General features: G+C 50.4%; 14 protein-coding genes. 11 read left to right on the top strand and 3 right to left on the bottom strand.

The features are described 5' to 3' along the window. The first annotated feature begins 46 nt into the window (after positions 1-46). The 7 genes from ACTHSQ_RS00850 (at position 47) to ACTHSQ_RS00820 (ending at position 6,748) form a co-directional block, all read left to right on the top strand. A complete protein-coding gene (locus tag ACTHSQ_RS00850) occupies positions 47-1,318 on the top strand; it encodes a uroporphyrinogen-III C-methyltransferase (RefSeq protein WP_440371055.1) in 1,272 nt (423 codons plus the stop codon). Next, a complete protein-coding gene (locus ACTHSQ_RS00845; protein ID WP_003685410.1) occupies positions 1,315-2,538 on the top strand; it encodes a heme biosynthesis protein HemY in 1,224 nt (407 codons plus the stop codon). The genes ACTHSQ_RS00850 and ACTHSQ_RS00845 overlap by 4 nt, the downstream gene beginning before the upstream one ends. Positions 2,539-2,673: 135 nt before the next feature. Then, a complete protein-coding gene (hemE, locus tag ACTHSQ_RS00840; RefSeq protein ID WP_440370939.1) occupies positions 2,674-3,735 on the top strand; it encodes a uroporphyrinogen decarboxylase in 1,062 nt (353 codons plus the stop codon). 145 nt (positions 3,736-3,880) lie between these two features. After that, positions 3,881-5,374: a cardiolipin synthase gene (gene cls / locus ACTHSQ_RS00835; RefSeq protein ID WP_440370938.1), complete on the top strand. Its 1,494-nt coding sequence runs from the start codon at positions 3,881-3,883 to the stop codon at positions 5,372-5,374. A gap of 263 nt (positions 5,375-5,637) precedes the next feature. Further along, positions 5,638-5,832: a YgaP family membrane protein gene (locus tag ACTHSQ_RS00830; RefSeq protein ID WP_003685761.1), complete on the top strand. Its 195-nt coding sequence runs from the start codon at positions 5,638-5,640 to the stop codon at positions 5,830-5,832. A 12-nt stretch (positions 5,833-5,844) separates the two neighbouring features. After that, complete coding sequence (locus ACTHSQ_RS00825; protein WP_440370937.1) at positions 5,845-6,366, top strand: rhodanese-like domain-containing protein; 522 nt, start codon at positions 5,845-5,847, stop codon at positions 6,364-6,366. A gap of 79 nt (positions 6,367-6,445) precedes the next feature. Then, complete coding sequence (locus ACTHSQ_RS00820) at positions 6,446-6,748, top strand: ArsR/SmtB family transcription factor (RefSeq protein ID WP_440370936.1); 303 nt, start codon at positions 6,446-6,448, stop codon at positions 6,746-6,748. Between the two features lie 91 nt (positions 6,749-6,839). Here ACTHSQ_RS00820 and ACTHSQ_RS00815 read toward each other — a convergent pair whose 3' ends face one another. The 3 genes from ACTHSQ_RS00815 to ACTHSQ_RS00805 form a co-directional block, all read right to left on the bottom strand. Beyond that, on the bottom strand, positions 6,840-7,181 hold the full coding sequence (locus ACTHSQ_RS00815; protein WP_154953430.1) for a hypothetical protein: 342 nt from the start codon (positions 7,179-7,181) through the stop codon (positions 6,840-6,842). Positions 7,182-7,256: 75 nt separating this feature from the next. Continuing rightward, positions 7,257-10,661, bottom strand: coding sequence for a transcription-repair coupling factor (gene mfd / locus ACTHSQ_RS00810; protein ID WP_440370935.1), 3,405 nt, complete (start codon positions 10,659-10,661; stop codon positions 7,257-7,259). Between the two features lie 130 nt (positions 10,662-10,791). Then, positions 10,792-11,484, bottom strand: a complete 693-nt coding sequence (locus ACTHSQ_RS00805) for a VIT1/CCC1 transporter family protein (RefSeq protein WP_049328983.1) — start codon at positions 11,482-11,484, stop codon at positions 10,792-10,794. 297 nt (positions 11,485-11,781) lie between these two features. Here ACTHSQ_RS00805 and ACTHSQ_RS00800 point away from each other — a divergent pair, with 297 nt between their 5' ends. The 4 genes from ACTHSQ_RS00800 (at position 11,782) to ACTHSQ_RS00785 (ending at position 14,715) form a co-directional block, all read left to right on the top strand. Further along, positions 11,782-11,928, top strand: coding sequence for a hypothetical protein (locus tag ACTHSQ_RS00800; protein ID WP_003685706.1), 147 nt, complete (start codon positions 11,782-11,784; stop codon positions 11,926-11,928). A gap of 190 nt (positions 11,929-12,118) precedes the next feature. Continuing rightward, positions 12,119-12,319 carry a hypothetical protein gene (locus ACTHSQ_RS00795; RefSeq protein WP_003685538.1) on the top strand — a complete coding sequence of 67 codons (201 nt, stop codon included), beginning with the start codon at positions 12,119-12,121 and terminating at the stop codon, positions 12,317-12,319. Between the two features lie 89 nt (positions 12,320-12,408). Beyond that, a complete protein-coding gene (aspA, locus tag ACTHSQ_RS00790; protein WP_440370934.1) occupies positions 12,409-13,806 on the top strand; it encodes an aspartate ammonia-lyase in 1,398 nt (465 codons plus the stop codon). Positions 13,807-14,052: 246 nt separating this feature from the next. After that, complete coding sequence (locus ACTHSQ_RS00785; protein WP_440370933.1) at positions 14,053-14,715, top strand: NAD(P)H-dependent oxidoreductase; 663 nt, start codon at positions 14,053-14,055, stop codon at positions 14,713-14,715. Positions 14,716-14,805 lie beyond the last annotated feature (90 nt).

Here is a 14,805-nt window from a genome sequence, read left to right as displayed (position 1 = left end):
GTCTGAACAAATCAAACCTACCCAACCTCAGCGAGTGGAGGCGAGCATGCCCGAGTCCAACAATCTCCCACAAAACAACGCCCCTGTTATCATCAAACAATCTGGCGGCAAAGCCTTGGCCGCAGGTGCAACCGTCTTGGCACTGCTTGGCTTGGGCGCGAGCGGATTCCTGTTTGTACAGGGCCAAAATGTTTTAAAAAACCAAGAGCTCGAATTCAACCAAAAAATCGACAAAGCTGCATTGGGCGAATCTGAAAATGCTAGCCTTCTAAAAGACAACCTCAACCGCCAAACCGCTATTCAAGCCGAGTTAGACCGCCTGAACAACGGTCAAAAAAACAATAGCGATCAAATCCTGCAATTGCAGAAAGCTTATCAAGAGTTATTCAAAGGCCGTATCAACTGGCTGGTCGACGAAGCCGAATCGATGTTGAACACTGCTTCGCAACAATTGATGCTGTCAGGCAACCTCCAAGGCGCAGTCAGCGTATTGGAACACATCGACAGCCGCTTAAGCCGTTTTGAACAACCTGAACTTATCCCCATCAAACAAGCCATCAGCAATGATTTGGCCGCGCTGAAAAACCGTCCTTATGTCGATATTTCCGCTACTGCCTTGCGTCTCGACCGTTTGGAAAGCGGTATTTCAGGCCTGCCTTTGGTTTTGGACGGCGTATTAAAACCAGGTGCTGCGCCTGTCGAAGCCGCCAATTCAGGAACTTGGTGGGAAAACACATGGGAAAAATCCCTCAATGCCCTCAAAGGCTTGGTTGAAGTCCGTCATCTGGACAGCAACGACGCCATGTTGATTTCGCCCGATCAAACCTACTTCATCCGTGAAAACCTGCGCCTGCGCCTTTTGGATGCGCGCATTGCCCTGTTGCAACACAACGGCGAAGTGTATCAAAGCGATTTGAACAACGTTGAAGCAACCGTGAAGCAATACTTCGACAGCAAATCCCCTGCTACCCAGTCATGGCTGAAAGAGTTGGCCGAACTCAAAGCCCTTGATGTCCGTATGATTTCAGACGACAGCCTGAAAGCCAGCTTGAGCGCCGTTCGCGCTTTTCAAGAAGGTTCGCGTATACAAATGACGACCGAAGAAGCTGCACAAACCCAAGCTGCCGAGAAAACCGCTTCCGCTCTGGCTGCAACTATCGAGCAAACCACAACTTCCGCACCGGCAGCCGCTTCCGCTCCTCAGTCTTTAGAAGCACCTGCATTGCCGTCTGAAAACAAAAAAGAACCGGCCGCCGAAGCTGCCAAACCACAAAACCAAACCAAGCCTGCTGCCAAAATTAAAGGAGAGCAAGCATGAAAACCGTCGTTTGGATTGTCATTCTGTTTGCCGCCGCCGTCGGTTTAGCGTTGGCTTCCGGCATTTATACCGGCAACGTGTATGTCGTGGTTGAGCAAACCATGCTGCGTATCAATCTGCATGCCTTTGTTTTAGGCCTGCTGTTGAGCGTATTCGTCTTGTATTTCCTGATTAAATTCGTGTTCGGCCTCTTGAACATTCCGGCGCGTATGCAACGCTTCGGCATTGCCCGCAAAGGCCGCCAGGCTTCTGCCTCTTTGAACAGCGCGGGTCTGGCATATTTTGAAGGCCGTTTTGAAAAAGCCGAACAAGAAGCCACCAAAGTCTTGCAAAACAAAGAAGCAGGCGACAACCGCACCCTGGCTTTGATGTTGGGCGCGCATGCGGCCGACCAAATGGAAAACTTCGAATTGCGCGACCGCTACCTGCATGAAATCGAACACCTGCCACAAAAACAACAGCTTTCCCGTCATCTTTTGCTGGCCGAATCTGCACTGAGCCGCCGCGATTATCCGACTGCCGCACAAAACCTTGAAGCCGCAGCAAAAATCAATAGCAACTTAAGCCGCCTGGTCCGCCTGCAATTGCGTTATGCCTTTGATCATGGCGATGCTGCAGATGTCTTGGCAAAAGCGGAAAAACTGGTTAAAGCCGGCGCCATCAACGATTACGAAGCCGAACAGTATCAAAATTGGGCATATCGCCGCCTCTTAAGCGAAGCAACTGATGCAGGCAGTCTGAAAGCTTGTTTGAAACACATTCCTGAAAGCATAAAATCAGGCGAATTGTGTGTTGCGATTGCCGAAAAATACGAGCGTTTGGGTTTGTATGCCGATGCGGTCAAATGGGTTAAAACCTATTATCCGCAAACCCGTCAGCCTGAGCTCTTGGAAGCATTTGTCGAATCCGTGCGTTTCCTAAGCGAGCGCGAGCAACAAAAAGCCATCGACTTGGCAGACTCTTGGCTTCAAGAACAACCCGACAATGCACCGCTGTTGATGTATCTTGGTCAACTGGCTTACGGACGAAAACTTTGGGGCAAAGCCCAAGGCTACCTCGAAGCCAGTATCGCCCTGCAACCCAGCGTATCCGCACATTTGGTCTTGGCCCGCGTGTTTGATGAAACAGACCAACCACAAAAAGCGCAAGAACAACGCAATCTGGTTTTGGAAAGCGTGGCCGAAGAAGAACATCCGGCAGCCCTTCCTCAACCAAATTGATGTGCTGATTTCGCATTAAGCAACAATATGAAATCTACAACAAAACCAACCATTTAATCATTTCAGACGGCCTCAATATATATCTAAGGCCGTCTGAACTTTGTCCAACACACCAAATCAGAAAGCCTCTCTACCATGACTGCTCTGAAAAACGACACTTTCCTCCGCGCCCTGCTCAAACAGCCTGTCGAATACACTCCTATCTGGATGATGCGCCAAGCCGGACGCTATCTGCCTGAATACAAAGCCACGCGTGCACGCGCAGGCAGCTTTCTCGATTTGTGCAAAAACACCGAGTTGGCAACCGAAGTTACCATCCAGCCTTTAGAACGTTTTGATCTAGACGCGGCAATTCTGTTTTCCGATATTCTGACCGTTCCCGATGCCATGGGTTTGGGCCTGTATTTTGCCGAAGGCGAAGGCCCGAAATTTGAACGCACCTTGCAACACGAAGTCGACATTGCAAAACTGCAAGTTCCTGACATGGAAAAACTGCAATACGTCTTTGATGCCGTAACTTCCATCCGTAAAGCACTAGACGGCCGAGTTCCGCTGATCGGCTTCTCAGGCAGCCCATTCACACTTGCCTGCTACATGGTTGAAGGCGGCAGCAGCAAAGAATTCCGCACCATCAAAACCATGATGTATTCACGCCCTGATTTGCTGCATAAAATCCTCGACACCAATGCTCAAGCCGTTACCGCCTACCTCAACGCCCAAATCGATGCCGGCGCACAAGCCGTACAAATTTTCGATACTTGGGGCGGCGTGTTGAGCGATGCCGCATTTAAAGAATTCAGCCTGAAGTACATCCGACAAATCGTTGCCGGACTCAAACGCGAAAGCGAAGGTCGCCGCGTGCCTGTTATCGTATTTGCCAAAGGCGGCGGCTTATGGCTGGAAAGCATGGCAGAAATCGGCGCAGACGCATTGGGCCTGGACTGGACATGCAACATCGGCGAAGCCCGCCGTCGCGTCGGCGAACAAGTTGCCCTACAAGGCAACTTCGACCCGTTTGCCCTCTTCGGCACACCGGAGTCTATCCGCGCCGAAGTCGCACGCATCCTCGCCGACTACGGCAACGGCAGCGGCCATGTATTCAACCTCGGCCACGGCATCAACCAACACGCCGATCCAGAACACGCCAAAATCTTGGTCGATACCGTACACGAATTATCCCGTCAGTATCACCGTTAATTAAAACAACTCAAAGGCCGTCTGAAAACAGAAACACGATTATCGTGTAAATTTTTTTTCAGACGGTTTTTCTATATACTTAATATCTGAAGCTTATCAGCTGACACCTTCAAACTTAAAAACACATCCACTCCCGCTACCGAATATGAATTTTTTTAAAGACATCACCTGGACCGAAATTTTCATCTTCGCCCACACCTGCGCCGCACTCGTCTGTATGCTGCGCGTGTTGTACAAACAAAAAAACATCGGCTCAACCTTTGCCTGGCTGATTATCCTATTCCTTTTCCCCATATTCGGAACCATCGCCTACATCCTTATTGGAGAGCCTCGTCTAGGCACCGCTCGCGCCAAACGTACCGGCGAAATGAACCGCTTCTACCGCAACTTTGCCGCCACCCATCTAGCCGATATCTATCTCGACATTGCCGACCAAGTCAAATCACGATACCACGGCATCAGTAAAGTTGCCGAAAAAGGAACGGGGCTGGGTGCAACCAAAGGCAACGCCATGAGCCTGCTCTCTACCACAGATGCCATCATCGACAGCATGCTTGCGGACATACGCGCCGCAACCCATTCTTGCCTGCTGGCCTTTTACATTATCGAACCCAAAGGCCGCATTGAAGAAATTTTAAATGAAATTCTTGCCGCCGCAGATCGAGGCGTTGACTGCGCCATTCTGGCCGATGCCGTCGGCAGCAGGAGTTTTTTTGAAAGCGATTGGGTAGAGATACTGCGCCAAGCAGGCATTGAAGTACATACCTCATTGCCTGTCGGCATTTGGCGTACATTATTTACGCGTACCGACCTGCGCAACCACCGCAAAATCCTCGTTATCGACAGCAAAATCGGTTACACCGGCAGCTTCAACCTCGTCGACCCGCGCTATTTCAAACAAAACTCCGGCGTCGGAGAATGGGTCGATGTCATGATGCGCTGCACAGGGCCTATGGTTTTGGAACTGTCTGCCGTCTTCTTCGCCGACCTTGCCGTCGAAACCGATGAAAACCTCCAAAACGTACAAACATACCTCAACCAAGCCCAAAGCCTGCTGCCCCAAATCCTTCCTGAAAAAATGCAGCAAGGCGATATCGTTGCCCAAATCATTCCATCCGCCCCCGAGCAAGGCAGCTTCGTTATTTACGAAACCATCATCAGCGCCATCTATGCCGCCACCAAACAAATCACGATTACCACCCCCTACTTTGTCCCCGACGAGCCGCTTCTCATGGCATTAACCGTTGCCGCCAAACGCGGCGTCAAAGTGACCCTGATACTGCCTGCCAAAGTCGATTCACTGATGGTTCGCTACGCCTCACGCGCCTACTACCCTATGTTGCTGGAAGCCGGCGTCAAAATCGCCATGTTTGAAGGCGGTCTTCTACATGCCAAAACCATGACTATTGACGAAGACTACTCCCTCTTCGGTACGGTCAACATGGACATGCGCAGTTTCTTCCTCAACCTAGAAATCAGCCTCGCCATCTACGATCGTGATACCACCAAACAAATCTGCAACCTCCAACGCAGCTACCTTAAAAACAGCAGCTACATTGCCATCAAATCATGGCAACAACGCTCCAAACTCCGCGACCTCGTGGAAAATGTCGTCCGCCTGATGAGTCCTTTACTGTAAAACATAAATATTTAAGCCGTCTGAAAAATACTTTTCAGACGGCCTTTTTTATATATAAAAATTATATCGTTCTTTTATTTTAAATCAGATGCTTAAGCGATCATTTACACCAACCAAACAAACCAATACCTATCCCTATTCCAAACTGCATGGTTACAAATAATTTGACAAAATCATTTTTAGGGATATAATATTTCTCATATATAATTTTTGTTATATATGTTTATTTATAGACAATCCATTCTGAAACAAGGAGCAATAAAATGAAACGAAACTTGGGTACTTTGGATCGCGTAATCCGTATTGTTATCGGTGTCGCACTGATTGCTGCAGCCGCTACCGGACAAATTGGCTGGTGGGGTTGGCTGGGCATCATCCCCCTGGGTACAGCACTGATTGGCAACTGCGCGCTGTACAGCTTATTGGGCATCAACACCTGCCGCATCAACAAAAAATAAAGAAGGCAAAACATGAGTACGGTCGGACAACTCCCGCAAATCAAGCCTTCCGAAGCAATGGCAAAAATCCGTGAGGGCGCGTTGGCAGTGGACATCCGAAGCCAAGTCGAATATCGGGGCGGGCATATTGTCGGTGCATTATCCCTTCCGCTTGAACAGCAGCGAGACAAACTGCCCGATGATACAGCCCCATGCCTGATTTTTTATTGCCTGAGCGGTAAACGTACAACACGGGCAGAAACAATATTGTCAACGCTTGGCCAAGGTCGCGAATGTTATATTCTAGAAGGCGGCTTACTGGCATGGAAAGCTGCAGGGCTTCCTATTGTTGCCGACCGTGCCGCACCGGATATCATGCGGCAGGTGCAAACCATTGCGGGCAGTTTGATTCTGTTGGGCGTGCTGGCAGGTTGGCTGGTATCGCCTTGGTTTTATCTGATAGACGTGATGGTCGGCGCAGGCCTATTAACGGCTGGACTAACCGGATTCTGCGGCATGGCACGACTACTGGCCAAAATGCCATGGAATCATTAAGCAAAGGCCGTCTGAAAGTTGCTGCTGCGGCAGTTATGACTGATAATGCGACCTTCACATTTGCCGAAAAGGGCAAACCATGACCACTGCCGACAATCAACCGCCCTACGAAGAAGCCACCGATTTTCTCAAACTACTGGCCAATCCCAACCGTCTCGCCGTATTGTGCAAACTACATGAAAGGCCGCACAATGTAACCGAGTTGGCTGAATCATCCGGACTGCCGCAAGCAGCAATGTCCAGTCAATTAGCCCTACTGCGTGAAGCCGGCTTGGTATCGTTTGAAGTAAACCATCGGGAACGGCAATATTACATTGCCGACCCGAGGGTAACCGAGATGATACAGTTGCTGTATTCCTTTTTCTGCGCAGATAAACCTTGAAATGTTGCCGAAATAGGATAGCCCCAAAATCTATCTATTTATAATTTTAAAGGCCGTCTGAATCTTTTTCAGACGGCCTTTACTATAATTTTTAGTCTTGCCATATCATCTCGTGTTTAGAACCATAAGTAATCTTCTTGATATTGCTTTCAAGAGCAATTTCTTTATCTAATGTTCCTGAGTATTCCGAACCTGCTAATTTTTGAAATAAAGTAATATTCAGCTCATCGTTGCGGCTAGTTATTTTGATATCTGAAATACCCATTGCACTATTGCCTAATAAGCCTGTCAAATGCACCTGCCTATTCCCCTTAGCTTCATTGACAGTAATTTTAAAATTCCAAATATCTTCCAACTTAATTTCATCATTAGAGAAAAAGCAGCCGGATAAAATCAAGCCTGTTACTCCCAGCATCATTACCCTCATTTTCATAATAATTCCCTGTTCGATTTAGTAATCTCAAAACTGACAGTTTCAGTATTTTCAGACGGCCTTTTCCTAACCTTTCTACTTAACCATCACCCTTTCTTTCAAAGTCTTCAATACGTTCTTCACCGTATTAATCCGTACTTCGATATTTTCCATCTCTGCGGTAAATCGCAGCTTATCCGCGCCGGCAAGGCGATATTTTTTGTCGTTCTGAATCAGCAGGATGATTTCGGTTGGATCGACATTGTTGTTTTTGCCAAAGGTTATCGTTACCGCTTCGCTGGTCGCATCAATGGCGTCTATACCCAATTCTTTTGCGGCAAGCCGCAGGTGGTGGCTTTCGATGAGGGTTTTGACAGGTTGTTCGGGCAGGCCGAAGCGGTCGACGAGTTCTTCGTGTATGGCGTTGATTTGTTGTACGGTTTCGCAAACGGCGAGGCGTTTGTAGAGGACGAGCCGTTCGTGGATGTCGGGGCAGTAGCTTTCGGGCAGCAGGGCGGGGCTGTGCAGTTTGATTTCGGTGGTGATACCCAACGGTGCGTCGAGGTCGGGCTGGCGGCCTTTTTTGAGGTCGCGCACGGCTTGTTTGAGCATTTCGGTGTAGAGCGTGAAGCCGACCTGTATCATTTCGCCGGATTGCCCTTCGCCGAGGATTTCGCCTGCGCCGCGGATTTCTAAATCCTGCATGGCGAGGGTGAAGCCTGCGCCGAGTTCGTCTGCCGCCGCGATGGCGTCGAGGCGTTTTTCTGCGTCTTTGGTGATGTATTCGGGCGTGAGCAGGTAGGCGTAGGCTTGGTGGTGGCTGCGGCCGACGCGCCCGCGAAGCTGGTGCAGCTGCGCCAGTCCGAATTTGTCGGCGCGGTTGATGATGATGGTGTTGGCGTTGGGGATGTCGATGCCGGTTTCGATGATGGTGGAACAGAGCAACACGTTGAATCTTTGCTGCAAAAAGTCGCGCATGACTTGTTCCAGCTCGCGCTCGCGCAGTTGTCCGTGCGCTACGCCGATGCGGGCTTCGGGCAGCAGGGTTTCCAGCCGCTCGCGCATATTTTCAATCGTATCCACTTCATTGTGCAGGAAAAATACCTGCCCGCCACGTTTGAGTTCGCGCAACACGGCTTCGCGCACGCTGCCTTCGCTGAACGGTTTGACAAAGGTTTTGACGGCGAGGCGGCGGCTGGGTGCGGTGGTAATCAGCGAGAAGTCGCGCAGACCTTCGAGCGCCATGCTGAGGGTGCGCGGAATCGGCGTGGCGGTCATGGTGAGGATATCGACATTGGCGCGCAGGCGTTTGAGCTGCTCTTTCTGGCGCACGCCGAAGCGGTGTTCTTCATCAATAATCACTAAACCTAAGTTTTTGAATTTTATGTCGTCCTGCACCAATTTGTGCGTGCCGATAACGATATCGACCGTGCCGTCCGCCATGCCTTCCAGCGCGGCTTTGGTGGCTTTACTGTTGTTGAAACGCGAAAGGCTGGCGACTTTCACGGGGAAATCGGCGAAACGGTCGGCGAAGTTTTGCGCGTGCTGCTCGACCAAAAGCGTGGTCGGCGCGAGTACGGCGACCTGTTTGCCGCCCATCACCGCCACAAACGCGGCGCGCAGCGCGACTTCGGTTTTGCCGAAGCCGACATCGCCGCACACAAGGCGATCCATCGGCTTCGCCTGCGTCAAATCTTTAATCACGGCGGCGATGGCGGCGGCTTGGTCTTCGGTTTCCTCGTAGCCGAAGCCGTCGGCAAACGCCTGATAGTCCAACTCGTTGATTTCAAACTTGTGTCCCGATTGGGCGGCGCGCTGGGCGTAGAGATTGAGCAACTCGGCTGCGGTGTCGCGCGCTTTCTCAGCGGCTTTGCGTTTCGCCTTGTTCCACGCGCCGCTGCCAAGTTTGTGCAGGGCGACGTTTTCATGCGCCTGACCGGAGTAACGACTGATTAAATGCAATTGCGAAACAGGCACATAAAGCTGCGCTTCGCCCGCGTATTCGAGCAACATCATTTCGTTGGTTTCGCCGCCCAAGTCCATTGTGACCAAGCCCATATATCGGCCGATGCCGTGTTCTTCGTGTACAACAGGATCGCCGATATTGATTTCGGCAAGGTCGCGTAACAGGCCGTCTGAAACAGCAGCGTGCTTCTTGCGATGATGTTTGCGCGAGCGGGCAACATATTGATAAAGATCGGATTCGGTAATAACCGCGATGTTTTGATCTTCTAATTTAAACCCGTAAGCCAACGGCGCCACTGTAATCATCAGCGGCTCATGCGCCGACAAAAAGCCCTGCCAGTCGGACACAGGTTTGGCTTTCAAACCGTTTTGCTGCAAGAAGCCGAGCATGGTTTCGCGCCGTCCCAGACTTTCGGCGCACAGCAAAATCCGTCCTTCAAAGGTCGTCTGAAAATCCTTCAATGCCTGCAACGGCTCGTCGGATTGGCGGTTGACGGCAAGGTCGGGCAGGGTGTGTTCCTTGCCGGAAACATCGGGCAGCACCTGTCCGTAGTTTTTCAGACGGCCTGCAAATACATCGGTAGAGAGATACAAATACTGTGGAAGCAAAGGCGGATAGGTTTCGTCGCCCTGCGCCATCGCGTAACGCGATTTGACGTCGCTCCAAAAGCGGTTTGCCTCGGCGTGAACGTCGCCCAAAGAGACAAACAGCGCATCTTCGCCGATATAGTCAAACAGCGTTTCCAGCTCGTTTTCAAAAAACAGCGGCAGATAATATTCCACGCCCGCGCCGAAATGGCCGTTGCTGACGGCTTTGTACACGGCGGCATCGTTCGGATTGCCATCGACTTCCTCGCGGAAGCGGCTGCGGAAGATTTTTTGCGCCTCGCTGTCGGTGGGGAACTCGTGCGCCGGCAGCAGGCGGATTTCGGAAACGGGGGAGATGGTGCGCTGCGTTTCTGTATCAAAGGTTTTGATGCTGTCGATTTCATCGTCGAACAAATCGATGCGGTAAGGCATTTCGCTGCCCATCGGGAACAAATCGACAATGCCGCCGCGCACGGCAAATTCGCCCGCCGCGACAACATGGGAAACATGGTTGTAGCCCGCATCCACCAAATCGGTTTTCAGACGACCTATATCCAAAGTCTGACCCGTTTTCAGCCAAAACGTGCGCCCCGCCAGAAACGGCACGGGCGGCAGCTTCTGCATCGCCGTGGCAACCGGCACGAACAACACGTCCGCCGCGCCGCTCTTAATCTGCCACAACGCCGACAGCCGCTCCGACACCAAGTCCTGATGCGGCGAAAAACGCTCGTAAGGCAGCGTTTCCCAGTCCGGCAGGAACACCGCCGTGTCGTGCGGACGGAAAAACCGCCATGCCGTCTGAAGGCGCAACGCCTGTTCCGCATCTTGGGTCAAGACAACCTTGAGCTGCTTATGCGGCAGATAACGCGCCAAAGCCAAGGGCAGCGAGCCTTGAGACAGATTGAGCCAACGGGATTTTTCACGGTGTTTGGGAATCGGATAAGTCATGACAAAACAGTTTGTAATAAGTAAATACAAGCACCATAGGCCGTCTGAAAAATTTTCAGACGGCCTTTAGCGATCAAATAGATTTTCAATTTTACTGGATACAGGTTTAAAAGAATATAAGGCCTTACATTCAGACAGCCACGCCTGCCAGTTTTCCAATAAATCCGGTTATCACCAATGCCGCAACGCCCCATAAGCACACGCGCAAAACGGCAGGAACGACAGGCGCGCCACCAAGTTTGGCGGAGACATAACCCAGTCCGGCCAGTCCGCATAAAGTGGAAACTGCCAAGGCCGGAACAATGGCGGTAGAAGCCGTCAACGCGACCAGTAAAGGCAAAATCGCGCCGGCACAAAATGAAGCGGCAGAAGCCAGCGCGGCCTGCATGGGTTGGGCGGCAGAGGTTTCGGTAATGCCGATTTCATCACGAGCGTGGGCGGCGAGCGCATCGTGTTCCATCAATGCTTTGGCCACCTCTGCGGCGAGCGGGTCGGACAAACCGCGACGGCGGTAAATTTCAGTCAGCTCTTCCAACTCCGCATCAGGATTATTTGCCAATTCGTAGCGTTCTTTGTGCAAATCGGCTTTTTCCGTATCCGATTGACTGGACACAGAAACATACTCCCCCGCCGCCATTGACACCGCGCCCCCGATAAGCGCCGAAACGCCCGTCAACAGCAGGGTTTGGAAATCTGGCGCGGCTGCGGCTACGCCCGTTAACAGTGAGGCAGTGGAAATCAGGCCGTCATTGGCACCCAATACGCTTGCCCGAAGCCAGTTGTTGCGGTCGCTGAAATGGCGTTCGCTGTGGTATGAATACATATATACTCCGATAAATTGGCTGTTTCCAGATGATGATAACATTGTATTGTTTTTTGAAATCAATGTCAGTTTATCCCTTCAGATCAAGCATTCTTAAATCTTTCTGCTGCCATTTCAAACCATAAAAACCAACACTCCTCTTTGGAATTTTCAGACGGCCTGAACGCTTTTACAAGCAAATTTATTGTTCCAAGTCATGGCATTATCACAAGGCAGTTTTGTGCTGCTTGGTTTATCCGCTTAAAGATGCTATCTTTATGAATCTTTCCACTCCTCAATCCATTGAAAGGATGTATCATGGCCGAAGAAAACAAAATCAAAGTAAACGATTTGCCTGAAGATAAAAAAGAGCAAACCGAAGAAACCGAACTGCCCGTTATCAATAACGAAGAAAAACGCGGCGGTCACAGCGAAGGCGGTTGCTGCGGCGCATGCGGCGGCTAATCTTCTCGACAAAGCCTCAAGGCCGTCTGAAAAGTCTTACTTTTCAGACGGCCTTTTCCTTTCTAAACACTTACAGGTAAATCAATGAAAGGATGCAGGAGAAGAATTTAAACCCAACCGCGTTTGTGCTACATTCACATCTTTACAAACCACAACAATCTGCACACGCAGACACACAAGGAAGAAAAAAATGTTTTGGTATATCGTCGGCTTTTTCGCCATTATCGTTTCCCTACTCGCCCTCTGGGTCAACGCCAGCGCGTTCGGTATGCAAGAGGACGGCACGCCGCAATCCGAATACGAAAAAATGTTGGGCCTGGGCGCAAAGCTGAAAGACAAAGATACAGTTGCCAAGGAACGCGAAGCGGCGCGCTTTCATCCTGACGATTAAGCCTTATTAACTGGACAATCTTGCCGAACTGGGCTAATGTTCCAAACGCATAATGCACACCAACACAACTATACGAGAAGGTAAGAGAAATGACTGTACGAATCGAACACGATTTACTGGGCGACCGCGAGATCCCTGCTGAAGTATATTGGGGCATCCATACTTTGCGTGCCATTGAAAACTTTAAAATTTCCACACAAAAAATTTCCGACGTACCGCAATTTGTCCGCAGCATGGTCATGGTTAAAAAAGCCACTGCGCAAGCCAACGGCGCATTGGGTGCCATCAAGCCGGAAATCGCGGCCGCCATCGAAAAAGCCTGCGATGAAGTATTGGTCAAAGGCCGCTGCCTCGACCAATTCCCATCCGACGTTTATCAAGGCGGCGCAGGTACTTCGGTCAACATGAATACCAACGAAGTCATTGCCAACCTCGCATTGGAAGTCTTGGGACACGAAAAAGGCCACTACGACATCGTCAATCCGATGGATCATGTCAACGCCAGCCAATCCACCAACGACGCCTACCCTACCGGCTTCCGCCTTGCCGTATATTACAGCATCGGCGAATTGCTCGACAAACTAGCCGTCCTGAAAAACGCCTTTGCCGCCAAAGCCGAAGAATTTAAAGACGTTTTGAAAATGGGCCGCACCCAGCTTCAAGATGCCGTACCAATGACTGCCGGCCAAGAGTTTCAATCTTTCCAAGTATTGTTGGAAGAAGAAATCCTCAACCTCGACCGCACCCGCTCCCTGCTGCTTGAAGTCAACCTCGGCGCCACTGCCATCGGTACGGGCGTGAATACGCCTAAAGGCTATGCGGCTTTGGTCGTTGAGAAACTTTCCGAAGTCAGCGGTCTGCCTTGCAAACTGACTGAAAACCTCATCGAAGCGACCTCCGACTGCGGCGCATATGTGATGGTACACGGCGCATTGAAACGCACAGCCGTCAAACTGTCCAAAATCTGTAACGACTTGCGCCTGCTCTCTTCCGGTCCGCGCGCCGGTTTGAAAGAAATCAACCTGCCTGAATTGCAGGCCGGTTCTTCCATCATGCCCGCCAAAGTCAATCCCGTGATTCCTGAAGTCGTCAACCAAGTTTGCTTCAAAGTCATCGGCAACGACACCACCATCACTTTCGCAGCCGAAGCAGGTCAGTTGCAGCTGAACGTTATGGAACCGGTAATCGCCCAATGTATGTTTGAAACCATTTCCCTCTTGGGCAACGCTGCTGTCAACCTGTTCGACAAATGCGTCAAAGGTATTACGGTCAACCGCGAAATCTGCGAACACTACGTCTTCAATTCCATCGGTTTGGTCACTTATCTGAACCCATACATCGGCCACCGCAATGGCGACTTGGTCGGCAAAATCTGCGCCCAAACCGGCAAAGGCGTACGCGAAGTCGTACTGGAGCGCGGTCTGTTGAGCGAAGAAGAACTCAACCGCATCCTCTCCCCGGAAAACCTGATGAACCCTCATCTGTAATCAGGATTTGAAATCAAAGGCCGTCTGAAACTTTAAACGTTTAAAGTTTCAGATGGCCTTTTCGTATTGATATTGATATTTATCGAATTTTTTTTGCGAAATTCAGAATTTAAAGATAGCCTGACCGTCAGGTTTGATTTAACATGGTGTTGCCCCAGCCTGTTTCCTCCTTAAGGTTATGCCGGTAATGATGCCTCAAAAGGAACCGGATATTGGAATAACATCTTCATTTATTAGGAAAACCAGATGAATCAAATTACACGCGAACAAATGCTGCAAGTATTCGAAAATCGCTGCTCCACCCGTTGTTACGATCCCAACAAAAAAATCAGCCAAGAAGATTTTGCAGCGATTTTAGAATTTGCCCGCCTCTCCCCAAGCTCTGTCGGCTCTGAGCCATGGAAATTCTTGGTGATTCAAAACAAAGCCCTGCGTGAGAAAATCAAGCCTTTCAGCTGGGGGATGCAATTCCAACTGGACGACTGCAGCCATCTGGTGATTATCCTTGCCAAGAAAAATGCCCGTTACGATACCCCGTTCTTCCGCAGTGTTGCCGAACGCAGGGGCCTGCAAGGAGAGCAACTGGAAAAAGCGTTGGCAAGATACAAAAGCTTCCAAGAAACCGACATTAAAATTGCCGACGACCAACGCGCACTCTTCGACTGGAGCGGCAAGCAGACCTATATTGCTTTAGCGAATATGCTCACAGGCGCAGCAGCCATCGGCATTGATTCCTGCCCAATAGAAGGCTTCAACTACGACAAAATGAACGAAGTATTGGCAGCAGAAGGCCTGTTTGATGCCAACGAATGGAGCGTATCCGTAGCGGCAACATTCGGCTATCGCGCCAAAGAAATCACCAAAAAATCGCGCAAACCGATTGAAGAAATGGTGACTTGGATCGAATAAGCAGTTTGCATTCTCAGGGCGGCGAATGTCGCCCTTTTACCTTTCTAAAAAGTGAAGCAAATTCCGTAACAACAAATGCTTCTAAATTTA

Source organism: Neisseria sp. P0009.S008 (assembly GCF_051958615.1).
In the GTDB taxonomy this organism is placed as follows: domain Bacteria; phylum Pseudomonadota; class Gammaproteobacteria; order Burkholderiales; family Neisseriaceae; genus Neisseria; species Neisseria subflava.
The sequence above is the reverse complement of the archived record's forward strand: the minus strand, read 5'-3'. Positions and strand labels throughout refer to the sequence as shown.